This is a genomic window from Lacinutrix neustonica, from assembly GCF_026625145.1.
GTDB lineage: Bacteria > Bacteroidota > Bacteroidia > Flavobacteriales > Flavobacteriaceae > Lacinutrix > Lacinutrix neustonica.
In genome coordinates this window covers 2,926,898-2,950,722 of record NZ_CP113088.1, presented here as the reverse complement: position 1 = coordinate 2,950,722, position 23,825 = coordinate 2,926,898, and the positions used below count along the sequence as shown (strand labels likewise).

Annotated in this window: 26 protein-coding genes, 1 tRNA gene and 5 pseudogenes; 12 read left to right on the top strand and 20 right to left on the bottom strand. The window is 35.6% G+C overall.

Going from position 1 to position 23,825, the window contains the following annotated elements:
* Positions 1 to 52: 52 nt before the first annotated feature.
* The 5 genes from N7U66_RS16050 to N7U66_RS16030 form a co-directional block, all read right to left on the bottom strand.
* Positions 53 to 391 carry a DUF6702 family protein gene (locus N7U66_RS16050; RefSeq protein WP_313791539.1) on the bottom strand — a complete coding sequence of 113 codons (339 nt, stop codon included), beginning with the start codon at positions 389 to 391 and terminating at the stop codon, positions 53 to 55.
* A 221-nt stretch (positions 392 to 612) separates the two neighbouring features.
* A complete protein-coding gene (locus tag N7U66_RS16045; protein WP_267676113.1) occupies positions 613 to 879 on the bottom strand; it encodes a hypothetical protein in 267 nt (88 codons plus the stop codon).
* Positions 863 to 1,048, bottom strand: a complete 186-nt coding sequence (locus tag N7U66_RS16040; RefSeq protein WP_267676112.1) for a hypothetical protein — start codon at positions 1,046 to 1,048, stop codon at positions 863 to 865. The genes N7U66_RS16045 and N7U66_RS16040 overlap by 17 nt, the downstream gene beginning before the upstream one ends.
* Positions 1,049 to 1,093: 45 nt before the next feature.
* Positions 1,094 to 1,246, bottom strand: a complete 153-nt coding sequence (locus N7U66_RS16035; protein WP_267676111.1) for a hypothetical protein — start codon at positions 1,244 to 1,246, stop codon at positions 1,094 to 1,096.
* A 265-nt stretch (positions 1,247 to 1,511) separates the two neighbouring features.
* Positions 1,512 to 2,213 (bottom strand): carboxypeptidase-like regulatory domain-containing protein, encoded by a 702-nt coding sequence (locus N7U66_RS16030; protein ID WP_267676110.1) that lies wholly within the window; start codon positions 2,211 to 2,213, stop codon positions 1,512 to 1,514.
* 167 nt (positions 2,214 to 2,380) lie between these two features.
* On the opposite strand from N7U66_RS16030, the gene N7U66_RS16025 reads away from it, so the two are divergent.
* A complete protein-coding gene (locus N7U66_RS16025; RefSeq protein WP_267676109.1) occupies positions 2,381 to 2,509 on the top strand; it encodes a hypothetical protein in 129 nt (42 codons plus the stop codon).
* 120 nt (positions 2,510 to 2,629) lie between these two features.
* On the opposite strand, the gene N7U66_RS16020 is transcribed toward N7U66_RS16025, so the two are convergent.
* Together N7U66_RS16020 and N7U66_RS16015 are read right to left on the bottom strand one after the other, a co-directional pair.
* Positions 2,630 to 3,031, bottom strand: coding sequence for a hypothetical protein (locus N7U66_RS16020; protein WP_267676108.1), 402 nt, complete (start codon positions 3,029 to 3,031; stop codon positions 2,630 to 2,632).
* The gene (locus tag N7U66_RS16015) at positions 2,994 to 3,455 is read right to left on the bottom strand and encodes a carboxypeptidase-like regulatory domain-containing protein (protein ID WP_267676107.1); all 462 of its coding nucleotides are present in this window, start codon (positions 3,453 to 3,455) and stop codon (positions 2,994 to 2,996) included. The genes N7U66_RS16020 and N7U66_RS16015 overlap by 38 nt, the downstream gene beginning before the upstream one ends.
* 146 nt (positions 3,456 to 3,601) lie before the next feature.
* Between N7U66_RS16015 and pepE the strand changes: the two genes are divergently transcribed.
* Positions 3,602 to 4,309 carry a dipeptidase PepE gene (gene pepE / locus N7U66_RS16010; protein ID WP_267676106.1) on the top strand — a complete coding sequence of 236 codons (708 nt, stop codon included), beginning with the start codon at positions 3,602 to 3,604 and terminating at the stop codon, positions 4,307 to 4,309.
* A 252-nt stretch (positions 4,310 to 4,561) separates the two neighbouring features.
* Here pepE and N7U66_RS16005 read toward each other — a convergent pair.
* Together N7U66_RS16005 and N7U66_RS16000 are read right to left on the bottom strand one after the other, a co-directional pair.
* Positions 4,562 to 4,634, bottom strand: a tRNA-Gly gene (locus N7U66_RS16005).
* Between the two features lie 47 nt (positions 4,635 to 4,681).
* Positions 4,682 to 5,107: a GNAT family N-acetyltransferase gene (locus N7U66_RS16000; protein ID WP_267676105.1), complete on the bottom strand. Its 426-nt coding sequence runs from the start codon at positions 5,105 to 5,107 to the stop codon at positions 4,682 to 4,684.
* Between the two features lie 53 nt (positions 5,108 to 5,160).
* Between N7U66_RS16000 and N7U66_RS15995 the strand changes: the two genes are divergently transcribed.
* Positions 5,161 to 5,622, top strand: a complete 462-nt coding sequence (locus N7U66_RS15995; protein WP_267676104.1) for a GNAT family N-acetyltransferase — start codon at positions 5,161 to 5,163, stop codon at positions 5,620 to 5,622.
* On the top strand, positions 5,619 to 6,347 hold the full coding sequence (locus tag N7U66_RS15990; RefSeq protein WP_267676103.1) for a M15 family metallopeptidase: 729 nt from the start codon (positions 5,619 to 5,621) through the stop codon (positions 6,345 to 6,347). Before N7U66_RS15995 ends, N7U66_RS15990 begins: the two co-directional genes overlap by 4 nt.
* 216 nt (positions 6,348 to 6,563) lie before the next feature.
* On the opposite strand, the gene N7U66_RS15985 is transcribed toward N7U66_RS15990, so the two are convergent.
* Entirely contained in the window at positions 6,564 to 6,956 is a 393-nt protein-coding gene (locus N7U66_RS15985; RefSeq protein ID WP_267676102.1) for an ankyrin repeat domain-containing protein, read from the bottom strand.
* Between the two features lie 269 nt (positions 6,957 to 7,225).
* On the opposite strand from N7U66_RS15985, the pseudogene gpmI reads away from it, so the two are divergent.
* From gpmI to N7U66_RS15960, 5 genes and pseudogenes are all read left to right on the top strand, one after another.
* A pseudogene (gene gpmI / locus N7U66_RS15980) lies at positions 7,226 to 8,742 on the top strand (2,3-bisphosphoglycerate-independent phosphoglycerate mutase).
* A 31-nt stretch (positions 8,743 to 8,773) separates the two neighbouring features.
* Positions 8,774 to 9,178 carry a BT0820 family HAD-type phosphatase gene (locus N7U66_RS15975; RefSeq protein WP_267676101.1) on the top strand — a complete coding sequence of 135 codons (405 nt, stop codon included), beginning with the start codon at positions 8,774 to 8,776 and terminating at the stop codon, positions 9,176 to 9,178.
* A 9-nt stretch (positions 9,179 to 9,187) separates the two neighbouring features.
* Positions 9,188 to 10,008, top strand: a pseudogene (map, locus tag N7U66_RS15970) (type I methionyl aminopeptidase).
* 12 nt (positions 10,009 to 10,020) lie between these two features.
* The gene (locus N7U66_RS15965; RefSeq protein ID WP_267676100.1) at positions 10,021 to 10,848 is read left to right on the top strand and encodes an SUMF1/EgtB/PvdO family nonheme iron enzyme; all 828 of its coding nucleotides are present in this window, start codon (positions 10,021 to 10,023) and stop codon (positions 10,846 to 10,848) included.
* Positions 10,849 to 11,616, top strand: a complete 768-nt coding sequence (locus tag N7U66_RS15960; protein WP_267676099.1) for a class I SAM-dependent methyltransferase — start codon at positions 10,849 to 10,851, stop codon at positions 11,614 to 11,616.
* Here the strand turns inward: N7U66_RS15960 and N7U66_RS15955 are convergent.
* Both N7U66_RS15955 and N7U66_RS15950 read right to left on the bottom strand, forming a co-directional pair.
* Entirely contained in the window at positions 11,613 to 12,599 is a 987-nt protein-coding gene (locus tag N7U66_RS15955; RefSeq protein ID WP_267676098.1) for an FAD:protein FMN transferase, read from the bottom strand. The two genes, N7U66_RS15960 and N7U66_RS15955, sit on opposite strands and share 4 nt — an antisense overlap.
* A gap of 62 nt (positions 12,600 to 12,661) precedes the next feature.
* Entirely contained in the window at positions 12,662 to 13,039 is a 378-nt protein-coding gene (locus N7U66_RS15950; RefSeq protein WP_267676097.1) for a Na(+)-translocating NADH-quinone reductase subunit F, read from the bottom strand.
* Positions 13,040 to 13,397: 358 nt separating this feature from the next.
* Here N7U66_RS15950 and N7U66_RS15945 point away from each other — a divergent pair, with 358 nt between their 5' ends.
* Positions 13,398 to 13,856 carry a Na(+)-translocating NADH-quinone reductase subunit F gene (locus N7U66_RS15945; protein ID WP_267676096.1) on the top strand — a complete coding sequence of 153 codons (459 nt, stop codon included), beginning with the start codon at positions 13,398 to 13,400 and terminating at the stop codon, positions 13,854 to 13,856.
* A gap of 110 nt (positions 13,857 to 13,966) precedes the next feature.
* On the opposite strand, the pseudogene nqrF reads toward N7U66_RS15945, so the two are convergent.
* The 6 genes and pseudogenes from nqrF to N7U66_RS15915 form a co-directional block, all read right to left on the bottom strand.
* Positions 13,967 to 15,276: pseudogene (nqrF, locus tag N7U66_RS15940) on the bottom strand (NADH:ubiquinone reductase (Na(+)-transporting) subunit F).
* Position 15,277: 1 nt separating this feature from the next.
* Positions 15,278 to 16,000: an NADH:ubiquinone reductase (Na(+)-transporting) subunit E gene (gene nqrE, locus N7U66_RS15935; RefSeq protein ID WP_267676095.1), complete on the bottom strand. Its 723-nt coding sequence runs from the start codon at positions 15,998 to 16,000 to the stop codon at positions 15,278 to 15,280.
* 44 nt (positions 16,001 to 16,044) lie between these two features.
* Complete coding sequence (locus tag N7U66_RS15930) at positions 16,045 to 16,689, bottom strand: NADH:ubiquinone reductase (Na(+)-transporting) subunit D (protein WP_267676094.1); 645 nt, start codon at positions 16,687 to 16,689, stop codon at positions 16,045 to 16,047.
* 2 nt (positions 16,690 to 16,691) lie between these two features.
* The gene (locus tag N7U66_RS15925; protein WP_267676093.1) at positions 16,692 to 17,492 is read right to left on the bottom strand and encodes a Na(+)-translocating NADH-quinone reductase subunit C; all 801 of its coding nucleotides are present in this window, start codon (positions 17,490 to 17,492) and stop codon (positions 16,692 to 16,694) included.
* Between the two features lie 2 nt (positions 17,493 to 17,494).
* Positions 17,495 to 18,710, bottom strand: a pseudogene (locus N7U66_RS15920) (NADH:ubiquinone reductase (Na(+)-transporting) subunit B).
* Positions 18,710 to 20,064 (bottom strand): annotated as a pseudogene (locus tag N7U66_RS15915) (Na(+)-translocating NADH-quinone reductase subunit A). Before N7U66_RS15915 ends, N7U66_RS15920 begins: the two co-directional pseudogenes overlap by 1 nt.
* A 181-nt stretch (positions 20,065 to 20,245) precedes the next feature.
* Here N7U66_RS15915 and N7U66_RS15910 point away from each other — a divergent pair.
* Together N7U66_RS15910 and apaG are read left to right on the top strand one after the other, a co-directional pair.
* Entirely contained in the window at positions 20,246 to 21,496 is a 1,251-nt protein-coding gene (locus tag N7U66_RS15910) for a type IX secretion system plug protein (RefSeq protein ID WP_267676092.1), read from the top strand.
* Positions 21,497 to 21,593: 97 nt separating this feature from the next.
* Entirely contained in the window at positions 21,594 to 21,980 is a 387-nt protein-coding gene (gene apaG, locus N7U66_RS15905; RefSeq protein ID WP_267676091.1) for a Co2+/Mg2+ efflux protein ApaG, read from the top strand.
* Here apaG and N7U66_RS15900 read toward each other — a convergent pair.
* Together N7U66_RS15900 and N7U66_RS15895 are read right to left on the bottom strand one after the other, a co-directional pair.
* Positions 21,977 to 22,972, bottom strand: a complete 996-nt coding sequence (locus N7U66_RS15900) for a DUF6695 family protein (protein WP_267676090.1) — start codon at positions 22,970 to 22,972, stop codon at positions 21,977 to 21,979. The genes apaG and N7U66_RS15900 overlap by 4 nt on opposite strands.
* On the bottom strand, positions 22,965 to 23,690 hold the full coding sequence (locus N7U66_RS15895) for an NRDE family protein (protein ID WP_267676089.1): 726 nt from the start codon (positions 23,688 to 23,690) through the stop codon (positions 22,965 to 22,967). Before N7U66_RS15895 ends, N7U66_RS15900 begins: the two co-directional genes overlap by 8 nt.
* Between the last annotated feature and the right edge of the window lie 135 nt (positions 23,691 to 23,825).

The window sequence follows — 23,825 nt, the reverse complement described above, 5'->3', positions numbered from 1 at the left end:
TTGAGAATAGATGCTGAAATTAACAAATTTTAACGTCTTGTAAATTGTTTTACTAGAAGTTTAACATTCCTTTATCGTTTTGCGGAATGAGAATAAAAGACTTATGTTTTGAATTTATATGTGTTCTCACCACATTCTTTTGCTCTTCAAAAACATCAAAAAGTACTTTATTCGTGATTTCAAAGGTGGCTATGCTCTCAACATTAAGAATCTCAAGGTAGCATTGCACGATGTCTTCATCGTATTCCTTACCTAAGAATACGTATTGAACAGCTTCACCATTAATGGAAATCTTAAGTTTTGATTTCAAATAAGCTTCAATGTATTTATCAATTTGTTCCTCGTTGTCATACGATGCTAAGGTGATAGAACCATCAAATCGTTCTCTTATTAATTTCTCAAAATCATCTATAAATATGCGTGTCGTGATTTGAACCGTTTTTTTTCTTTTACGTATTCAACCTGCGTGACACTTACGTAATATTTATGAACGGTAGATGCCGCTAATATTAATAAAAACAGGGGTAGCACTAAATATTTTATGGTTTTCATTCTCTTGTATTTGGATTTCAAAACTAAAGTAATTGTTTCAAAAAGTATTCCAAATTAAATTTATTCTTGAGACTTTACATTTTTTTTATAGGCTTCATATTTTACTTTCATAAAAACTAAAGCTTCCAGATCACTATTTTGACAACGCTGGGTGAAATTGTCATCTTCCGCACAAAAAAAGAAAAAATCCATTTTTAACTCCTCCTTTAGCGGATTACTTTTAAAGAACGTCTCGGACAAGCGTCCTTTTAAAGCATACATCAAAACGGTATTAGCTTCTAATGCTACTTGCTTTTTAAGTTCTTTTGTTCTACCAGTAAATGGCATTTAAAAGCGGATCAAACGGCATTGAGCCTGCAAGAAGACCAAGCAACATTATAGGTTTAAAATCACCAGCTGTTTGTAATTGTCTTTCACTTTTCGTTTTTGGTTTGCCCTTATATCCAGGAATACCCACATCATAAAAATTTATAGTCGGCTTGGCATCCGAGTTCATGATATCTTTGGTTAAATCTCCCGTTAGCGTAAAACCAATAAGCGCTTACGGCAATTCTGTTACCCGTTCTTCTAATGTCTCCTTAAGTATTTTGCTTTCTATATTATCTTTAGACACTATTGCCTCTCGTATTTTATAGTGTACCGCTGAGAATACAATAGTATCTCCTATTTTTGCTTCGATTTTAAAATTGCCCAAGACATCTGTGATTGTATTTAATCTTTGGGATTTATTAATGACATGAATATTTTCAATGTTATCTTTTCCTGAAACCTCTCCGAGACAATTGTGTGTTTTGAGAGTACCCTATGGTAACAATAAAAAACACTAAAAATATGAGTCTAATTTTTTTCATCTTCAGACTTTAAAAACAGCATACTTTGTTGATAAAAGTATTCAATTAATTCAATTTCTTTTTCTTCACTAAGAAGGTTTCTATCAAATTTCTTGTCTTCTAAATAGCCTATAAAGGCCGAACTTGCTCTTCCGGAATATTAAAATTCTTAACAAAATAATCTTCTTCAAATTTTTCAGACAAAACAGAAGTGGGGGTTTCAAAGGCATCCCCAATTTTGTTTTTAAAATCCGCTCGTTTCTTTCTTTTCTTATCCTTTGTTTTAAATAGACCATTTAGCAACGTGCCAATAATTCCTTTAATATTCAATGGATAAGCGATGCGATCATTTTGTGAACCAACAGCAATATTATCTACTTTAGAATGATAATCATCTGGTAATTCAAAGTTCTCAAAACTCCCGAAGGAAAACTCAAAGGGTTTAAAAACTTTAGCACTATCAATATCTGTTTTCAAATCACCTGTGATTCCATAGGTCAGGAGCACCACTTCACCTAAATTGTTTACACGCTCTAATAATAAGATATGGAGTTGCCTATTATCCAAAACAGCTTTTGTCACTTTTGTTTGAAATGGCACAAGTTGAAGTGCTGATACTCGGATTTCATCGTGTAAGGCTACCTCTAATTTAAACTCACCTTTTACATTGGTTATTGTTCCTTTATTTGAAGAAGCATTATAGATAGTTACATTTTCCAAATCGTCAACAGCAACGAAAATTTTACCTGAAACTTCAATGCGATTATTTTCCTGTGCTTGAGTAAAAGATAAAGCTAAAATATAAAGTAAAAGTGTTAGTCTGTATTTCACCCTGGTTAGTTTATAAAGGATAAATAACGTTTTAATACTCTTAAAGAAAATCTAAAAAGCGATTAAAGTTTTGTTAAATACAAACCTCCATAAATTAATTAATTGAAATGCCATTAAAAAAACAGGCTTCTATACGCGAACGAATAAAACGTGACAAACTTAAAACTATGAAACATTTAAGCCATAATGTGGTTGCCATAAGAGCGATGATGCAAATAAGGGCAAAATATGAAAACATTACAATAATCGATTCTTTTTATAATTACAAAGGTCTCTATAACAATAAACCATTGTAATCACCCCTAATAAATAAAAGTGCTTGACACACTTGATTATTCTTAATAACTCATTAAAAAATACGTCGTGTTATAATTACCCAATGACTATTAAAGCCTTGAAATGATAGGATTACGACCCTATTCTTTCTCATGCACCAGCTTTAAAAACACCTTACTTTGTTGGTGTAAATATTCAATTAACTCCAGTTCTTTATCTTCATTAAGTAAACGCGTATCAAAATTCCCGTCTTCTATAAACGCTATGAAAGGGAGGATTTGATCCTTAGGAATATTAAAATTCTTAATAAAATAATCTGCGGCAAATTTTTCAGATAAAACAGAAATGGGTGTTTCAAACGCCTCTCCTATTTTGTTATTTAAGTCTTCATGTTTCTTTCTATTGTTCTCTTTTGATTTAAAAATGGTATTTATTAGTCCTACAATAATAGCAGTGCCATTTAATTGATAGCCAATCCGATCGTTTTGCGAACCAACCGCAATATTATCTACCCCTGTTTGGTAATCGTCTCGGTAATTCAAAATTATCAATGCTCCCAAAAGAAAATTCAAAAGGTTTAAAAACCTTTGTACTATCAATATCCGTTTTTAGTTCTCCAGTTAAGCCATATTGTAAAATTACCACTTCATTAAGACTATTAATGCGTTCAGACATGAAAATACTCAATCTTTTATTGTCTAAAACGGGTTGAGTCACTCTTGTTGTAAATGGAATTAATTGTAATGCCGACACTTGAATTTCATCATTCAAACCCACTTCAATCATAAACTCACCTTCGGCATTGGTTATGGTGCCTTTGTTTGAAGACGCGTTGTAAATGGTTACGTTTTCTAGATCGTCAACAGCAACAAAGATTTTACCGTAAACCTCAATACGCTTCTTGTCTTGAGCTTGGGTAAAGGATAGGGCTATAATAAAAAGAAAGAATGTTAGTTTGTATTTCATGATGGTTGGTTTAGAGAGTATAAATAACGATTGAAAACTCTTAATTACAATTTAAAAGGGTTTTAAACTTTTGTTAAAAACATAGTTTACATAAATTTACAATAAATTCATGAATTCAAGTTCAACTAAAATATAATCAAGCATAAATGAAAAATATAATTATCGCAAGCACGTCCACCGTTTATGGAGGCGAACCTTTAGATTATATATTAGAAGAACTTCAATCTCTTTTTCAAGATACTAAAGAAATACTATTTATACCCTATGCCCGACCTGGCGGTATTACTCATGATGCGTACACGAATCGTATCGCGTCTGTGTTTAGTAAAATCAATAAAACCGTTAAAGGAATTCATGAGTTTGAAAATGCTTCACAAGCGATATTACAAGCGAAAGGTATCTATGTGGGCGGTGGCAACACTTTTGTTTTAGTGAGTCAACTCTATAAAAACGATTGCATTCATAATTTAAAAATGGCTATTAATGAGGGCGTACCTTATTTAGGCACAAGTGCAGGAAGTAATATCTGCGGTTTAACGATGAGTACAACCAACGATATGCCTATAGTGTACCCGCCCAGTTTTAAGACCTTAGGTTTTGTACCTTTTAATATCAATCCCCATTATCTAGACCCCATTGAAAACAGCAAGCATATGGGGGAAACCCGAGAAACACGCATTAAAGAGTTTCATCATTACAACACACATCCTGTGGTTGGTTTGCGAGAAGGGAGTTGGCTGCAAGTTAAAGGGAGTGAAATACAGTTAAAAGGCACATTGAAAGCACGTGTGTTTGAATACAATCAGGATGCCTATGAGATTGAAACCAATACCTTCTTGAATGAGTTGACCTAAAAACACGAAAGGCATAGAGCCCACCGCTTTCTGAGCGAGAGACCGAGATCTCTTAGGCTACGCTCAGCATAAAACGTCTCCCCCTAAATCTTCAATTCTATTATAAAAGAAGCCTCATCGGTTAGATGAAGCTTTTTGAGCGAAAGACCGGGTTTACTTCGACTACGCTCAGTATAAACTTCTCTCCCTGCATTTTATTTATATTAAAATAGTTATACAAAAAAAGCCTCATCAATAAGATGAAGCTTTTTGAGCGAGAGACCGGGTTCGAACCGGCGACATTCAGCTTGGAAGGCTGACGCTCTACCAACTGAGCTACTCTCGCGTTTCCGATGGCAAATATATAAAGTATTCTACTTTCTACAATAAAAATTACAAAGTTTTATAAAAATGATAGCCATAAATTTCATAACCTTCATTATAATAAAATTTATGTGACGGATAATTCTGCACGTAAGTATTTAATTCTGAGGTGTTACACCCTTTACTTTTCGCATAATCATACAACCATTTAAAAAATTGTTTTCCTAAACCTTGACCCTGATATTCCGATTCGATGTAAACATGGTCCACTTCCATAGATTTCCCTGCGTAATGCCGCGTTTGAAACCATAAACCACTCACACCTATTAATTTATCATCATCAAAAACACCCGCACATTCATAATTTTCAGTACTCATTTGTGTAAAGCGTTCTTTTAAAACCATATCCGAATGCTTATTATTAGTCAACTTCTGTACTAATGGAATGATAGAATGAATCTCTTTTTTATTAATTATTTTAAAGCTAAAAGCCATACCCTTTTCTTTAAGTAAATTTAACTAAATTTGAAATACTTCAAAGACTTTAAATGAAAATCAATAGCAACACTACTGATATCAACATTAAACGCATTACAGCCTTAGAAACGTATCCTGTACGACATCCTGTATTACGTGAAGGCAGACCTTTTGAAACCTGTAAAATGGAAGCAGATGACTTAGAGAGCACGTTTCATTTTGGTCTGTATTACAAAAACAAACTTGTAGGTGTTGCCACATTTATGATGGATAAAGACCTACGATTTACTGAAAAAAAGCAATACCGTTTAAGAGGTATGGCGGTATTAACAGCATACCAAGGGTATCATTTTGGCAAACAACTGTTACAATTTGCAGAGCAGTTTTTGAAAGTGAACAAGGTAGAGCGTGTTTGGTTTAATGCACGCACAAAGGCTTTATCCTTTTATAAAAACAATGGTTATAACACCTATGGTTCTATTTTTGATATCCCTGATATTGGACCCCACTATGTAATGAGCAAAATACTATGAAAAGAAAATACATTATAAAATGTTTAAGCCTGCTAAGTTTTATCTTGACAGCATTTCCGCTATGTACGTTTTCACAAACCTCCATATCTTCTGAGGAATTAATTGGCAAAGGCGCACCAAAACTTTTTGGTGAGGGGTACCACCTTCGTGAAGACGCCCATTTGGCTTTTTTAAAGATGAAAGCGGCAGCTAAAGAAGAAGGCATTAATATTGCTATTGTTTCAAGCTATAGAAGTTACAGTCACCAAAAACGCATCCGGGAACGTAAATTTAAAAGGTTTCGGTCGCAAGGGCTTTCACCTGAAAACAGTATTAAAAAAATAATAGAATACTCCACAATACCCGGAACTTCTAGGCACCATTGGGGGACAGATATTGACCTCTACGACGCAAGCATGAAGCATACTAGAGGCATTTTACAACCAAAAAACTATCATGGCGATGGACCCTTTTGCAAGCTTAAAGAATGGATGGATACACATGCAAAAACATATGGTTTTTATTTGGTATACACAGACAATGCGAATAGAAAAGGCTTTAAATATGAGCCATGGCATTATAGTTACAAGGCCCTTTCTTACGATTATTTGAAAGCCTACAAAACACTCGATATTATAGATATATTAAGAAAAGATCAACTCTCCGGAAGCGAGCATTTTTCTAAAGACTTTATTAAGCTGTATACGGACGAAAATATTTTAGATATCAATCCCGAGCTTCTTTAGCTTTAAAGACAAAGTCTAAAGTTGGAGTTTACCCCGTTATAGAGTACAAAACGCTTCTCTATATTCCGAGAACAGACAGAACGTAACGGCATACCCCTCTATTTTTGTCTTGAGTTTATAATTTAGAAATTTCTCGTGATAGCATTCCATAACTTTTAACAAATAAAAAAGCAGCCTTAAAAATTAAGACTGCTTTTGAATTTTAAGTACCTTATATTATTCTTTTAGTGTACTTTCAATAAGTGCTTTAGCATCTGCTGCATTAGATAATTCAGCATATTCAACGGCACGCATACCCTTATCCGAGCGTGTTTTTAAATTTGCTCCATTGTCGATTAAGAGCTTTAAAATGTTAACTCTATTAAATTTAGCCGCATACATTGCAGGCGTCATCCCATTAGACTTTTCATTCACACTCACACCTAATTGTAATAATTTTTTAACGGTCACTATGTCTCCTTTTATAATAGACATACAAAAAGGACTTGGATTTACAGCCAAATCTAATTGAGAGCCTGTAAAACTGATACTTTCTTTCACTGTTGCTGCACTCACACTACCTATTGAAAATGTCAATGCGATTACTGAAATAATTAATGTTTTTTTCATGATAAATGATTTTAATTGATTGATGATATGTTTTATGTTATAGACTTATTAAAATCAGTATTGTTACACATAAAACCAGCTATAACATAGATTTAACACTTTAGACGCTCCCAATTATCAATTTTACTTCAAATTTCTCTTCAAAAACATGAAATTTCTTATATTACTTGGATACGATACAATCGCGATCGTTTACGTGTAATTATATTAAAAGACCTACTAAATACAGGTCTTTTGTTTTTATATTTGTTTAACAAAACACTATTAAAATGAACAAAAAAGTCATCTTAATGATTCTTGATGGTTGGGGAAAAAGTCCGGACCCTACAGTGTCAGCCATAGCTCATGCGCAAACCCCTTTTATAGACAGTCTATATACCAAATATGCGCACGCGCAGTTAAGAACTGATGGGTTACACGTTGGTTTGCCTGAAGGTCAAATGGGTAATAGCGAAGTAGGACACATGAATCTAGGGGCTGGCCGCATTGTTTATCAGGATCTCGCTAAAATTAATCTAGCAGTAGCGAACCAATCCCTCTCACAAGAACCTGTCTTAGAAAATGCGTTTCAATATGCTAAAAAGAATGACAAAGCGATTCATTTTTTAGGGCTTTTAAGCGACGGGGGCGTACATTCTCACATCAATCACTTAAAAGGATTAATAGAAGCCGCTGAAAGCGCTGGTATTAAAAAATCCTTTATACATGGCTTTACCGATGGACGTGATGTCGATCCACATTCGGAAAAGCCTTTATTGAAGATTTGGAAGATTTCAATTCAAATAAAAACAGCCAAATAGCCTCCATTACTGGTCGCTATTATGCTATGGATCGCGATAAACGTTGGGAACGTGTGAAATTGGCTTATGATGGCCTCGTGCATGGGAAAGGTGAATTGTCCCGAAATCTTTCTAAGAGTTTACAAGAAAATTATGATGCCGGAATTACAGATGAATTTATTAAACCTATAATTAAAGTTGATGGTTATGGACTTCCATTAGCCACCATAAAAGACGATGATGTTATTATCTTCTTTAACTTTAGAACAGATCGTGGACGCCAACTCACCAATGCGTTAACACAACATGATTTTCCCGAATACGCCATGAAAAAGTTGAATTTGTATTACGTGACCATGACGAATTACGATGAGACTTTTAAAGACTTACATGTCGTTTTTAATAAAGACAATATCACTGAAACATTAGGAGAAGTCTTAGAAAAAAACAATAAAACACAGATTAGAATAGCCGAGACCGAAAAGTATCCTCATGTCACTTTTTTCTTTTCCGGCGGTAGAGAAGCCCCTTTTATAGGTGAGTCACGTCTCTTAAAAGACTCCCCAAAAGTAGCTACTTACGATTTAAAACCGAGAGATGAGCGCCTTTGAATTGACAGAGGAATTAATCCCGAACTACAAAAAGGCGCGGTTGATTTCGTATGTTTAAATTTCGCAAATGGGGACATGGTAGGCCATACAGGTTCCATGCCAGCCGCTATTAAAGCCTGCGAAGCCGTTGATACCTGTGTTGAAAAAGTGGTTTCCACAGCATTAGAAAATGGTTATACCACCTTACTTATTGCAGATCACGGCAACTGTGAAACTATGATAAATCCGGACGGTTCTCCAAATACAGCACACACAACCAATCCTGTACCTATAATTTTAATTGACAAAAAGTTAAACCACATTAAAGATGGCGTCCTTGGAGATATCGCCCCTACTATTTTGAAATTAATGGGACTCGAGCAACCTAAGATCATGACCTGTGAAAGTTTGATTTAGAAATTGTATTTTTGCACTCAATTGTTATTAAATGAATATTTCTAAAGGACTCATTATTGCTGTAGATTTCGATGGTACCATTGTAGAAGACAGCTATCCTGGTATTGGTCAGGAGCGCTTATTTGCTTTTGAAACCTTAAAACGTTTGCAAGCAGATGGTCACCGACTCATTTTATGGACGTACCGACACGGCAAAAAATTAGACGAGGCAGTTGCGTTTTGCAAAACCAATGGCATCGAGTTTTATGCCGTAAACAGCAGTTTTCCTGAAGAAAATAAAGTAGAAGACGTGAGTAGAAAAATTCATGCCGATTTATTTATTGACGACAGAAATATTGGTGGCATCCTGGGTTGGGGAGAGATATACCGGATGCTCACAAATGAAGTGCCTAATCCCCAAAAGGACAAAAAGAAAAAAGGTTTTTTTAGATTCTAAATTCACACTATGATTATAGCGAAAACAAGAGAAGAAATTGAATTAATGCGTGAAGCGGCATTAGTCGTTTCGAAAACATTGGGGGAAGTTGCAAAAGCAGTTAAGCCTGGCGTAACCACACTTCAATTAGATAAAATTGCAGAAGCTTGCATTCGTGACCAAGGTGCTATCCCTGGTTTCTTAGGCTTATACGATTTTCCAAATACACTTTGTATGAGTCCCAATTCTCAAGTGGTACACGGGATTCCTAATAGTACACCATTGGTTGAAGGAGACATCATCTCTATAGATTGTGGCGCTATAAAACATGGTTTTTACGGTGATCATGCGTATACCTTTGCCATTGGAGAAATCGCTCCGGAGACTGAAAAACTGTTGCAGGTGACGAAAGAGTCGCTATATGTTGGTATTAAAGAATTAAAGATTGGTAATCGCGTTGGTGATGTAGGGTATGCCATTCAAAAATACTGTGAGGATCATGGCTACGGTGTGGTTAGAGAATTGGTTGGACATGGCTTAGGCCGGGTGATGCATGAAGATCCGAGAGATGCCAAATTATGGCAAACGCGGACGCGGCAAAAAATTTATTGAAGGCATGGTCGTAGCCATTGAACCCATGATTAATATGGGAACCCAACGCATAAAACAACATAAAGATGGCTGGACTATTACCACATTAGATGGCAAACCAAGCGCCCACTTCGAGCATGATGTAGCCATTTTGGATGGGAAACCAGGAGATACTATCGACATTTGCTTATATCTATGAGGCTTTAGGAATAACGTCTACAGAGGAGGATGCCTTTAGACAGAAGACTTTGGTGTTATAATTTTTACCTAAAATGAAAATTCTTATTCTTATTTTTTTTTGTTTCTCTCAAATAGCTATTAGCCGGATTGAAGGAGAATCATTATTTGTACGCAAAAAGGAAGACTTTTACATACCAAAAACGAAACTTAGGTATAATGGCATCCCTCCTGGAACCGTAAAACTAAACGATAGTATATATATTGACGCTAAGCCCGTTACAAATATCATGTATCTAGAGTTTTTGTTTAGTGTAAAATATTTTTGGACACTAGAAGCTCATGATATTTTGAAAACTTTACCTGATTTCGGAATAAATGATGCTTTGTTACACATCGAATTTAAACCACTTACAACGGATGAAGATCTACTTAATTCACTAGTACCAAATGATACTTTAACCGTTAATAATACCTACAGAATAACATCCTATTTACAGCACCCACAATATTCACTTTATCCCGTTTTAGGCTTATCAAAAAAGCAGGCTGAATTTTACTGCAAATGGAGAACGGATATAGTTAACCTGATTGCTGCATACAATTCTGGAGACCTAAAAGAAAGAAAAAAGATTTTACCTCACATTAACTACAGACTTCCTAGTAAAGAGGAACTAAGACGAAGTTTAGAAAGATTTAATTATACAAAGAAAAAAAACACTAATGACACTCTAGTACCTATCACTCCTTTTAAAAAAAAATTCTCCGTAAAACATAAAAAAATTTATTTTAATGAATTTAATATTTCAGAATTTATTTCTAACGACGAAGATAATTTTGGGACCAATTGGAGAAAAATTACTACCAATGAAGAATCCAATGATTACACTGGTTTTAGATGTGCTTGTGAGATTCAAAAATAAATGAAAAAACTCTTCAAATTAGTTCTCAACACCATCCCGAGACCTTTATTAATAAGGCTCAGCTATATGGCCCGCCCCATTTTAGCTGCCTTTTTAAAAGGTAAGACGTACACAGATCCCATCGACGGTAAAAGTTTCAAAACCTTTTTGCCTTACGGCTATGGTACACAGCGTACTAATGTACTATCCCCTTCTACGCTATCTTTAGAAAGACACCGGCTGTTATGGCTCTATCTTCAGAATGAAACCGATTTTTTTTCTGCCCAAAAGAAGGTATTACACTTTGCTCCGGAACAGGCCTTTTATAAACGTTTTAGAAAGTTAAAACATTTAGAGTATACCACAACAGATTTATTATCGCCACTTGCAGACGTTAAGGCAGACATATGCAACCTTCCATTTGAAGATGATAGTTATGACATGATTTTTTGCAATCATGTATTAGAACACATCCCTGACGACACTCAGGCCATGAAGGAGCTCTATCGCGTTTTAAAGCCTAACGGCATGGCGATACTTCAGATTCCTCAAGACTTAAATCGAGAAGAAACCTTTGAAGATAACACGATAACAGATAAAAAAGAGCGTGCCAAAATTTTTGGGCAATATGATCACGTGCGCATTTACGGCCTTGACTATTTTGATAAGTTACGTGGTATTGGTTTTAAGGTTGAAGCAGTAGATTACACCGCTAAACTTTCTGAAAAAGACATTACCAGATTTTGTTTGGCAAAAGGAGAACTTATACCTGTGGTTTATAAACCTTAATTCTCAGGAAAATTATTAAGCGCTAAAGTCTCAAATTCTTGCTGGTCATTTTCAAAAATAACATAGGCTTTTAATGCTCGATGGCTTTCTAAAAAATGTTTTACTTCATCAATCCCCATCGCCTGAAATGCAGTTGCATAACCATCTGCAAGCATACAGTTCTTTGCAATAACCGAAACACTTAGAATATTTGTTTTTGTTGGGTAACCTGTTTTTGTGTTAATAATATGGGCATAACGGTTACCATTGGCATCCAATTTAAACTTTCTATACGTACCGGAGGTTGCCATGGCTTGATCTTTAAGGACAAACACCTTATCATAGCTCTGCGAGCCATCAAAATTAGGATTTTCAATACCCACAGTCCAACCCAATTGTTTCTCCATGTTGATTCCTTTTGTGCGCAATTCTCCTCCAATATTAACCATATAATTACGACTCTTGTTTTGCTCTAAAAATTCAGCAATAACATCTACCGCATACCCTTTAGCAATCGCATTAAAATCGATATACGACTTTGGAGCCATTTTAGTAAGGGTATTATTTTTGAGCATCATTTTATCGAAACCTACAAACTGCATCAAACTATCTACTTTAATACTATCCAGTTTCGTTCTGTTTTTTTCTGACCCAAAATTCCAAGCGTTTACCAGTTTACCAATGGTAGGATCGAAAACACCATCTGTTTCATTATATATTTGTTTTGAAGCGATAAAGACCTTCTCAAAATGGGCATCAACCACATCCAACTCATGTCTATTCACTTTTGAAATATCAGAATTAGTTTGATAATTAGACATCGATTTATTAATAATATATAATAAACTGTCTATTTGCTTCGTGTAATTTTTACTAGCCTCTGAATAATAGGTGATGTCGTAGAAGGTTCCAAAAACCGACCCTGAGAGTTTTGTGTTTTTTGGAGTCTGCTTGCAGGACACCACTAGAACTGTAAGCACCAAAAGCATTAAAAATTTCTTCATACTTATAATTGCGTCGTTGTTTAAAAACAGAGTGCTACGCTTACCCTTTTTGTTCATACGTTTTAATTCAAATTAGTTTCTAAAACCTGAATACCATTATACTCAATTAAGTATTCCTCGTTTAAGTAAATAGGTAAATCTTCCCCATTAGGATTCCCTAAACCAACGCCCGCATACAATACTTTAGCGTCGTGTTCTCCGGCATGGGCTTTAAAGGATTCCATCCATACAACATCATAATTATTTGCGTTTTCGGGAAGCACGACGGCTTTGACTATGACAAAGAAATACTGCTTATTGGCATCCATACACACAAATTGTGGGTGCTTTTTCAATTTGCTATTTATAGCTATGAATTCGAAGCCTCGATTTTCGAGATCCTTTCCAACATGATTCATGGCTAAGTTGTGTAATTCTTGTTTGGTAAGTGCTGTACTCATTTTATTCTTTAAATAGTGGTAACCCCATAAATTTATACAAAAATACAACAATGTTGTTTCAATAAAAAGCCAATTAACTTACAGCTCCCCACAGGATTCAATAAAATCCCATATCAAAACCATCCTTATTAGAATTTAATAAGCGTAATGTGTAATTACATTTAAAGAGACCTTAACAATTCAAGTTGAATCCCGAACACTGTCACACCTGAAATCTGTAAAAATCAAAAAAAAGCAGGTTTTGGAGATGAGAAGCCTCTAATAAAAGACGTTAAACTGATAAAACATCATTTTTAAAGAAAAAATTATTTAGAAGAAAATTATTATTTGTAACTTAATTGTATAAACATCAGATGCTATGCAACTCCCTCCACGTTTAGAATTAGCCTTAATAAAGTTATATAACGCTTTTCATTCGAATGAACTTCATCCCGAAATATGCACAAACTGCGCCGTTGGAAATATTTGTGACAATAATGCCTCCTGGCAATTTCTAACAGACTTTCATGGCTCCGTTGTATTAAACTATGTAGGTTTGGTGAATGAGAATTTCAACAGAAAATTTCATGGCTATTCCCCTTTAGAATTGCTTCAAATAGAAGCTTATTTTTTAGCAGGTTGCGGCTATGAATTACCACTCAATGGAAAAAACAGAAAACCCAAAAACCCAAAAGATAAAGCCCTCTTATTTAATGGCCTTTCTGAAGTTGTGCGTTTCTTGTGTGAATTAGATAACATTCCAAATGTTATGGATTACACGAAACTTTTTGAATATCAGGATGAAAAACCTAAATACCCATTACACCCTTTAAATTAAATACAAACCCTCTAAAATAAAAAAACCGAACTTTAAAGTTCGGTTTTTTTATTTTTAACTCCCATAAGGGATTGCTATTTAGACTATGAATTAATTATAAGATATACCTTCTATCCTCCAAAGTCATCAAATCTAATATGTTCATCTCGGAATCCCGAAGTCTTCTCCCATTTTTTGAACCGCTTGGTTCATTAGTGGTGGCCCACAGAAGTATAATTCTATATCTTCCGGAGATTCATGGTGATTTAAATAGTTATCGATAACACAATTGTGAACAAATCCTACAAAACCATCTCCCGGAGCATCGATATTTTCTTTTACTTTCCAGTTATCTTCCGGTAAAGGTTCAGATAACGCCAAGTAAAACTTAAAGTTAGGGAAGTCTTTCTCTAATTGATAGAAGTGATCTAAGTAGAATAACTCACGCTTAGAACGTCCACCATACCAATACGTTACTTTTCTTCCTGTTTTTAAAGTTTTGAATAAGTGATACAAGTGCGAACGCATTGGCGCCATACCTGCACCTCCACCAACGTAAAGCATTTCTGAATCCGATTCATTGATAAAAAACTCTCCATAAGGTCCGGAGATCACAACTTTGTCTCCTGGTTTCTGATTAAAAATATACGAGGATGCCACACCTGGATTCACATCCATCCACCCGCCTTTTGCGCGATCGAAAGGGGGTGTTGCAATACGAACGTTTAACATAATCTCACGTCCTTCAGCAGGGTAAGAAGCCATTGAGTACGCTCTTTCTACGGTCTCTGTGTTTTTCATCACTAAAGGCCATAATTTGAACTTGTCCCATTCCGCTTTAAATTTATCTCGGAGACTCATGCTCTTCTCGGATGTGCAGTAATGTCCATATCTTTAAAATTCACTGTACATTCGGAATTTCAATTTGGATGTATCCACCAGCTTTATAGCCCATATCTTCAGGAATTTCTACTACAAATTCCTTAATAAAAGAGGCTACATTATAGTTACGTACCACGGTTGCATCCCATTTTTTAATACCAAAAACTTCTTCAGGAATCGTGATTTCCATATCCTGTTTTACTTTTACTTGGCAAGATAAACGGGCACCATGTGCTAATTCTTTTCTTGAAAAATGAGGAGTTTCTGTAGGTAAAGCTTCTCCTCCTCCGGATAACACGTGACACTCGCATTGAATACACGTTCCACCTCCACCACATGCTGAGGGTAAGAATATTTTATTACTTCCTAAGGTAGATAACAAGGTACCACCTGAAGATACTTCTATTTCTCTTTCACCATTAATCAAAATCTTTACAGGTCCTGATGGTGATAATTTTTGTTTTACAAATAATAATAAACTCACTAATATTAAAGCAATTAATAAAAATGAAACGACTGTTACTATTACAGTTCCTAATGTTCCTGCTGCTAAAATCATCCTACTCTATCGTTTTAGTGTTATCTGCTAATTCCTTAGCCTCTTTGATTTTTACTTGTTCAACCTTCGCCGTTGGCTCTGTTGTTGGCTCTCCTTCTTCATCACCACCCGTTAGCATACCTCCAAAGCTTAAGAAACCAATACCCATTAATCCAGTAATAATAAATGTGATTCCAAGACCTCTTAACGGTGCTGGCACATTAGAATATCTAATCTTTTCACGAATAGCTGCAATGGCTAAAATGGCCAAAAACCAACCTATTCCTGAAGACACTCCATAATTAAGAGCTAAACCTAAGGTTTCTATTTCACGAGATTGCATAAATAATGACCCTCCTAAAATAGCGCAGTTTACAGCAATAAGCGGTAAGAAAATACCAAGAGAGTTGTATAGTGATGGTGAAAATTTTTCTACCACAATTTCTACCAATTGTACCATAGTTGCTATCGTGGCAATAAACATGATAAACGACAAGAAACTTAAGTCATAATCTGCATACTCAGCACCTAACCACGTTAGTGCTCCTGGCTGTAATAAATATTGGTCCAACAACCAGTTTAAAGGTACGGTAATAGCTAGTACAAAGATGACTGCTGCCCCAAGCCCTACTGCCGTTGCTACTTTTTTAGATACGGCTAAGTATGAACACATACCTAAAAAAACCGCAAACACCATATTATCAATAAAAATTGACTTGAAAAATAATTCGATGTGTTCTATCATTGTCTTTTGTTTTTAATTCTTTAAAAGAAAAACTGAAGAGGTTTCTAATCCTCGATTAATGCTTTGTTTCTACTACGTTGCACCCGGATAATAAGTCCTACAATAATTAATGCCATGGGCGGCATTAACATAAACCCGTTGTTTTCATATCCTATGGAATACACACCACTCTTTTCGATAGGATCGCCTAAAACTGGAATTCCAAATAAAGTTCCAGATCCAAGGAGTTCTCTAAAGAAACCTACTATTAACAGAATCACAGCATACCCTAAAGCATTTCCAATACCATCAAGGAATGATTTCCACGGCCCATTACCTAACGCAAAGGCTTCAAATCGCCCCATAATAATACAGTTGGTAATAATCAATCCTACAAATACTGAAAGTGTTTTACTTAATTCGTAAGCAAAAGCCTTTAATACCTGATCGACGATAATTACTAAAGCAGCTACCACGATTAATTGTACTATGATTCTAATTTTCGACGGGATAATGTTTCGCATCAATGAGATGACCACATTACCTACACCTAATACAAATAGTACTGCAATTCCCATTACCAAAGAGGCTTTTAATTCTGCAGTAATTGCTAAAGCCGAACAGATACCCAGTACTTGAATAGTAATAGGGTTGTTATCTGCTAACGGATCTGTGATTAACTTTGTGTCCTTTTTTGAAAGTAGTCCCATAGTTAGTTCATTTGTGTTTTTAAGTTTTGAAAGAATGGTAAATACAACTTTAAGTCTTTCTTAATCATTGCAGATACGCCGTCACCAGTAATTGTTGCCCCTGCTAAAGCATCCACTTCATAATCATCCTTAATATCGTTTTTAGGATCATTATTACCTTTAGCAACTGTAATACCTTTGAATACACCGGCTTCAGTTAATAAACGCTCTCCGTAGAAATCATCCATAAAATAACGTTGCTTAATGTTTGCTCCTAAACCTGGTGTTTCACCAGCGTGATCAAAGAACGTACCTTGGACAACCATATCCGCATCTACAGCTACATAACCCCAAATCGCATCCCAAAGTCCTTTACCACGAATGGGTGCTACATATACTTTTTTTCCTTCTTTACTCGTACCAACAAATAATGGTAGAAATCTTGATTCACCATTTTTAGCTTTGGTTTGTTCCTTTTTAATATCAATTAAATAAGGCTCCTTCCCGTTATTGGCATCCATAAATTGCTTACGCGTCATTTCTTTCAAAATCTTGCCATCCTTCACTTCTAAAACCAGTTGTTCAGTGACTTTAGAAGAAAATTCATCTTGTACGTTATCGGTTCCCACAAAAACAATATCAGAATCTCCATTTTCATTTACACCCATGGCGTAAAGGATATTCTGCTGCTTTTCCATTCTTTTATTTTCAGTAATATTTGGCTTTAAAGAAGACGCTGTAAACGCTAATAGAGAACCTACTACTAAAACCATAACTATGGCAAAGATTATAGTATATGAATTTTTATCTGTTCTATTTTCCATAATTATGCTGTTTTAACTTTTAAACGCTTCATTCTACGCTTAACATTCCCTTGAATCACATAGTGGTCAATGGTTGGAGCAAATACGTTCATTAATAAAATCGCTAAGAATACACCTTCAGGATACGCTGGATTAAATACACGAATCATAATTGAAATAAATCCGATTAAGAAACCGTAAATCCACTTCCCTTTATTGGTTTGTGAGGCCGTTACAGGATCTGTCGCCATATACACGGCTCCAAATAAGATACTTCCTATAATTAAATGTTGCCAAAACGGCACATTCATTAATCCATAAAACTTACTTGATTCACCAATCCAACCAGCATCTACAACTCCATTAAAGATTAACCCCATGGTTAATGCGCCAATAAGGGTTGAAAAGATAATTCTCCAGCTTCCAACTTTCGAAAAGATAAGTAAGGCAGCGCCCACTATGATTAATAATTTTGAAGTCTCACCCACGGACCCAGGAATATATCCAAAAAACATATCCATGTAATCAATACCTGCTAGCGAATTGTTTTGTGCATAAGCACCCAACAGTGTTTCGCCGAGATATAGCATCTGGTGTTCCCGCAAGTTCTGTTGCTTGGTGCACCCAAACCTTATCTCCGGACATCCATGTAGGATACGCGAAGAATAGAAAGGCACGTATGGTTAAGGCAGGATTTAGAATATTCATTCCTGTTCCACCAAACACTTCTTTACCTATTACCACGCCAAAAATTACAGCTACCGCTAACATCCATAGTGGGATATCCACAGGTACAATTAATGGTACTAACATTCCTGTTACGAGGTAACCCTCTTCCACTTCATGCCCCTTAATTACTGCGAAAATAAATTCAACAATAAGTCCAACACCGTACGATACAATGACCAATGGTAACACGGTCCATGCACCAATAACAAAGTTATCCCATGTTAAGAAGTTTCTAAATAAAGACGCTTCACGAATGGTTCCAGCAGCAGCATCAATAGCTGCATAGTGTTGGTAACCCGCATTAAAAATTCCAAAAATCAAACAGGGTACCAAGGCCATAATCACAATATTCATGGTACGCTTTAAATCATCGGCTGCCTTAATATGCGTTCCACCATGTGTGGTATCGTTTGGCAAATATAAAAAAGTATGAATCGCGTTAAACGCTGGCGCCATTTTAGTGCCTTTATACTTCTCTTTTAATTTATGTAAATTATTTTTCAAACCCATTATCCTATCTCTTTAAGCATTAAGTCTAAACCTTTTCTAATAATTTCTTGATGTGGTTGCTTAGACACACATACAAATTCTGTCAAAGCAAAATCTTACTGGTGCCACTTCGTACATCCCTAAAGCTTCCATTTCATCTAAATCTTGATACATACAAGCTTTTAAAATTTGCATCGGGTAAATATCTAGCGGAAAAACCTCTTCATAAACACCAGTAACCACAAAGGCTCTGTGCTCCCCGTTTGTGTTGGTATTTAAATCGAATTTTTTATTTGGGGTTAACCAAGAAAACGTAAAAGCTCTAGAGGTTGACACTTTATTAAAAATTGGTTTATTCCATCCAAAGAACTCATAATCATCACCCTCAGGAATAACTGAAATTACATTACTGTAATAATCTAAATGCCCGTCAGGTTTTACTTGCTTTCCGGACAACACATTTCCGAAATGATACGATCATTACCATCTTTGTCAACACCGTTATCATAAACCATCGTGGCGATCTCGCTACCGATAACTGTTTTAAAATAACGTGGCTTTTTCACTGAAGAGCCGACTAATGCTACCGTGCGCTGGGCATTGAACTTCCCCGTTAAGAGTAACTCACCAATAATCACTAAATCTTGTGCGGCAACAGTCCAAACAGTTTCGCCCTTATTAACAGGATCTATTTTATTAATTTGCGTGCCAACATTCCCGAAGGATGTGGACCCGTTACTTTATGAATGGTCGCGTTTGTTAAACCTGCCAAAGGCGAATTGCCATTTTTAGCCACACTTACATGAACTTGACCTAATGTTAATTTAGACAAGGCTGTAATTGCTGCTTGTAATTCGGCTTCCTTTCCTTGCAAAACATAATCTAAATCTGCTGCTAAAGGCGCACTGGCGTAAGCAGAAATAAAAATAGCTTTAGGAGAAGACTCAGGGTTAGCAATAACGTCATAAGGACGTTGCTTAAGAAAAGCCCAACATCCAGAAGCTAATAACTTGGCCTTAATGTCTTCTGCTTTTGCAGACGCCACTGATAAAGCACCAAAATCATGATACTCCTGCGTTTTATCTGCTTGAACCTTTACTGCAAGAATTTTTCGTTTTTCACCACGTGAAATCTCAATAACCTCTCCGGAAACTGGGGAAGCAAACTTTACGTTTTCGTTGGATTTATCAAAAAATAGAGCCTGTCCGGCTTTTACTTTTTCTCCAACTTTTACCGATAATTTAGGAATTACACTGTGAAAGTCTTCCGGTCTAACCGTATAAAAGTTGCTGATAATCGCGTTTTCAGTCGCTAATTCTGCTGCACCTTTTAACTTTATATCTAGACCTTTTTTAATCTTAATGTCGTTTGACATGTGTATAAATCTATTTGTTAATAGTTTAGTGAACTGATTTTATGAGGGTAAAAAATCGGTGCAAAAATACGAATTAATAATAAAGATTTCACATAATTTCAATAGATTTTTGGTAAGATATTTTGAAGCAGATAGATAGGCATAGATTTTGTTTATCTTTACACGACAAAATCACCTGTAGATGCAAATGAGCGTTAAACATTTTTTATTATTTATTTTATGTCCTTGTTTTATATTTTCTCAAGTAGAAGAAATAAATCCCAAGGGTGAAATTAAAACCATTACCTTTAAAGGGAATACCCCCGAAAGCCAGTTGCCTATTTTAAAATTAGGAGAATACCTTATTTTAGAATTTGATGTCTTAAATGGAAACGAAGATGATTATTATTACGAAATAACACATTACAATTTTGACTGGACCCCATCTGTACTTATGCAAGCAGAGTATTTAAACGGTTTTAACGAGCAGCGTATTAGACGCTGGGATAATTCATTCAATACTTATCAAATTTATTCCCATTTTACACTAACCATCCCCAACGAACAAACACAAGCACTCACGAAATCTGGTAACTATCTCATAACGATTTACAATGAGTATGATGAAATAGAATTTACCGGAAAGTTCATGATCTATGAAAGCCTTGCTAATGTGGGTGTCGCAATTAAACGCTCCGGAGACGTGGAGGAAATTAAAGATTTGCAATCGGTTGATATTGTTATTAATTCAAACAATCTCCAATTCAACAATCCTAAGCAAACCATTAAAACCGTTGTTGTTCAAAACAATAATTTAAATACAGCAATCACAGATTTAAAACCACAGTATATTTTAGGTAATGAATTACAATACCGCTATATTAAAGAGTCCAATTTTTTTGGCGGAAATGAATATCTTTATTTTGAAAATAAGGATTTAAGAGCAGCAAATACAGGTGTTCAATTTATTAGATTACAAGACCTTTATAACAGCTATTTATATTTAGATGTCCCTCGTGCCAATCAGCCTTACACCTACAATCCAGATATCAACGGAAATTTTTTAATCACGGCATTAGATACCGATGCGCCGGAAATTTATGCCGATTACGCCCAGGTACATTTTAGCTTACAACTTGATGTTCTTAAAGACGGACAAACGGTTCATGTTTATGGGAATTTTAATAACTATACTGTTGATGAAAGCACCCAAATGGCTTACAACAAAGAAGCACAACGGTATGAATTGCCATTGCTTTTAAAACAAGGCTTTTACAACTATAAATATGTAGTGAAAGACAAGAATGGCAATGTTGACGAAAATGTCATTAGCGGCAATTTTTATCAAACTGAAAACAATTATAAGGTTTTAGTGTACTACAGAGACCTTGGCGCCCGCTACGATAGAATTATTGGTTTTGGGGAAGCCAATTCTGTAAACATCACCAATTAAAAACGACTAAAGACCTAATTACAAACACAATAGACGATTAAATAACATTAAAAGATTATTTAATTTAGTATTTTAGCGTTAGAATTCAATAAAACAAATGGTTCAACAAGTAACAAGAGGCATTAAGATTTCTGTAGAAACCAATTTTGAAGGCACATTTTATAAAAATTATAAAATACATTATGCTTTTGGATACCGGGTCACTATTGAAAACCGGAGTAAAGACTCTGTGCAACTCAATGCAAGACATTGGACGATTCTTGATGCTTTAAATAATACCGAAACCGTAAGTGGTGAAGGCGTTATAGGCAAGAAGCCTGTTTTAAAACCTGGAGAATCTCACCGGTATAGTTCCGGATGCCTATTAACGTCCCCATTTGGAGCCATGCAAGGTTTTTATAGCATGGTAAACTTTACAACCACTAAAAAGTTCAATGTCGCGATACCCACATTTAAGTTGAGTGCTCCTTTTGCTATCAATTAACTTAGTTCCCTCTTAAAAAGATACCTCTTATTATTTTGACGTACATGAAAAAATTGACAATTTGAGTCATGCATGATGTCATACCCTTGCTCATAATTAAAATCATTTTCCTGACTTATAAAAAGGGCATCGCAATCGATGTGACCGTAAGGTGAGATGCGCCTGCCTATAAATTCTTTTGGTTTTTCTGTTTTATGCAATTCATACCAGGCACCAGCTCCTATTCCGGATAACCACTGGGCATTTTCATGAAGCCCCTCCACATTTCCGGGTTGTAAGGTTCCCACATCATTCGGTTGATATCCCTTAAGTCTATCTAAAAAACAGATAAAATTCTCACTGAGTGGCGTACCTTTATATTCTGAAACTACCCCTTCGGCCGTCACTTCATAAGAATATGCCCCTGTGTTTGCTAACAACACGTTACTAACGGTACTTGGTGTAAACCATTTCGATTTTTTTAAATTTATTCGCATTTTTACATCGGTAACAGAGGCTATCAACCCATCGGTAACAAAACGCGCACAATTGCTCGCTTCTTTTTTAAAAGCAGCATAATACATGAAACCGCGATTTTGCACCATCGTAATGTAGGCTCTCGCCTTTTCGTATTCAATTTTATCACAAACGGAAGCAACTAATCGGCCTTCACCATGGGTTAATTTTGGGTGTGTGGCTAAGAAACTCAATATCGTATTAAGATTACTAATTTTATTGTTTTCAATCTGCGCCACTAAAGGGAAATGCAATTCATTATCTGTATGCCGTCCTCGTACTCTTCCATGAGGTTCCGTCGTAACATACCGTCCAAAATCATGGTATTCTAAAACACCGGTTTTTTTATTTACTAAAACAAGAGCCGCATGACCCGCACGTACCTTCGTTTTATTGCCAATCCCTACATATTTTAGATACGGCGAGTACCATTCTGTGGCATGAGAAACTATAGTTTCCGGATATGCTAATGTTAAAATAAAAGCCGTATTAGTCATTACTCTTTTCTGAAAGGTTGAACACTTGGACTGAAGTTTCTGAAGTATTTAAATTATTGAAACGCATTTGTATAACATCAGTTGTTTTTTCAATTTGTGTGATACTTGTTGTTTTTACAAATCCCCTATTCATAATAACACCGTAATCGGCATTGCCGTTTCCTGCGGTTTGATGAAACGCTAGTACTGTTTTTGAAGACAACTGGTGTTCAGAAGTAAAGACGTTAAACCAGTCACGACGAGCTTGCCTTTGTTTTTCATCATAAAGTGTCGAAGAGGACCATATTTTTGTTTCTAATGGTAATTTTTCAAAATGTGTTTTTAAACCATCCCAAACCAATTGATAAAACTTTAAATGGGTATTCCAATCGGCGATCACTATAGTAAAAGGCTCAATGTTTGTGAAATCATAGGTTTCAACAGCTGCCTCAATGGCTTTCGCAGCCAACAGCTCCTTAACCACTATCCCACGACTCATTCTGTATTCGACCTGCCTTTCATGACTATCAAAACCGCCATTCAACAAACAAACAACTCTGTTTTTATTACTAACACCAATCCAACTCCCTCCTGACTGCTCGTCTTTAGGCAACAATACTTGCGTATCGTTTATGTTGTAAACTTCCGGAGCTTGAGCCTTGCGATTTGGCGCTTCGTCTCTGTTTGACGTGAGAACAAAGTCGTTATTCCCTTTATAAAAAATAGTTACTGTACACATAGGTATGATAGTCCAAAAATAGAAGGACAACTTACAAAAAAATAGTAAATTACAACCATTGTTTCCCAGCTGCTTCCTTCAGAAATTCGTTAAATTTTATGTAACTTTGCTTCTTTACAATTCATCCGTTCTTAA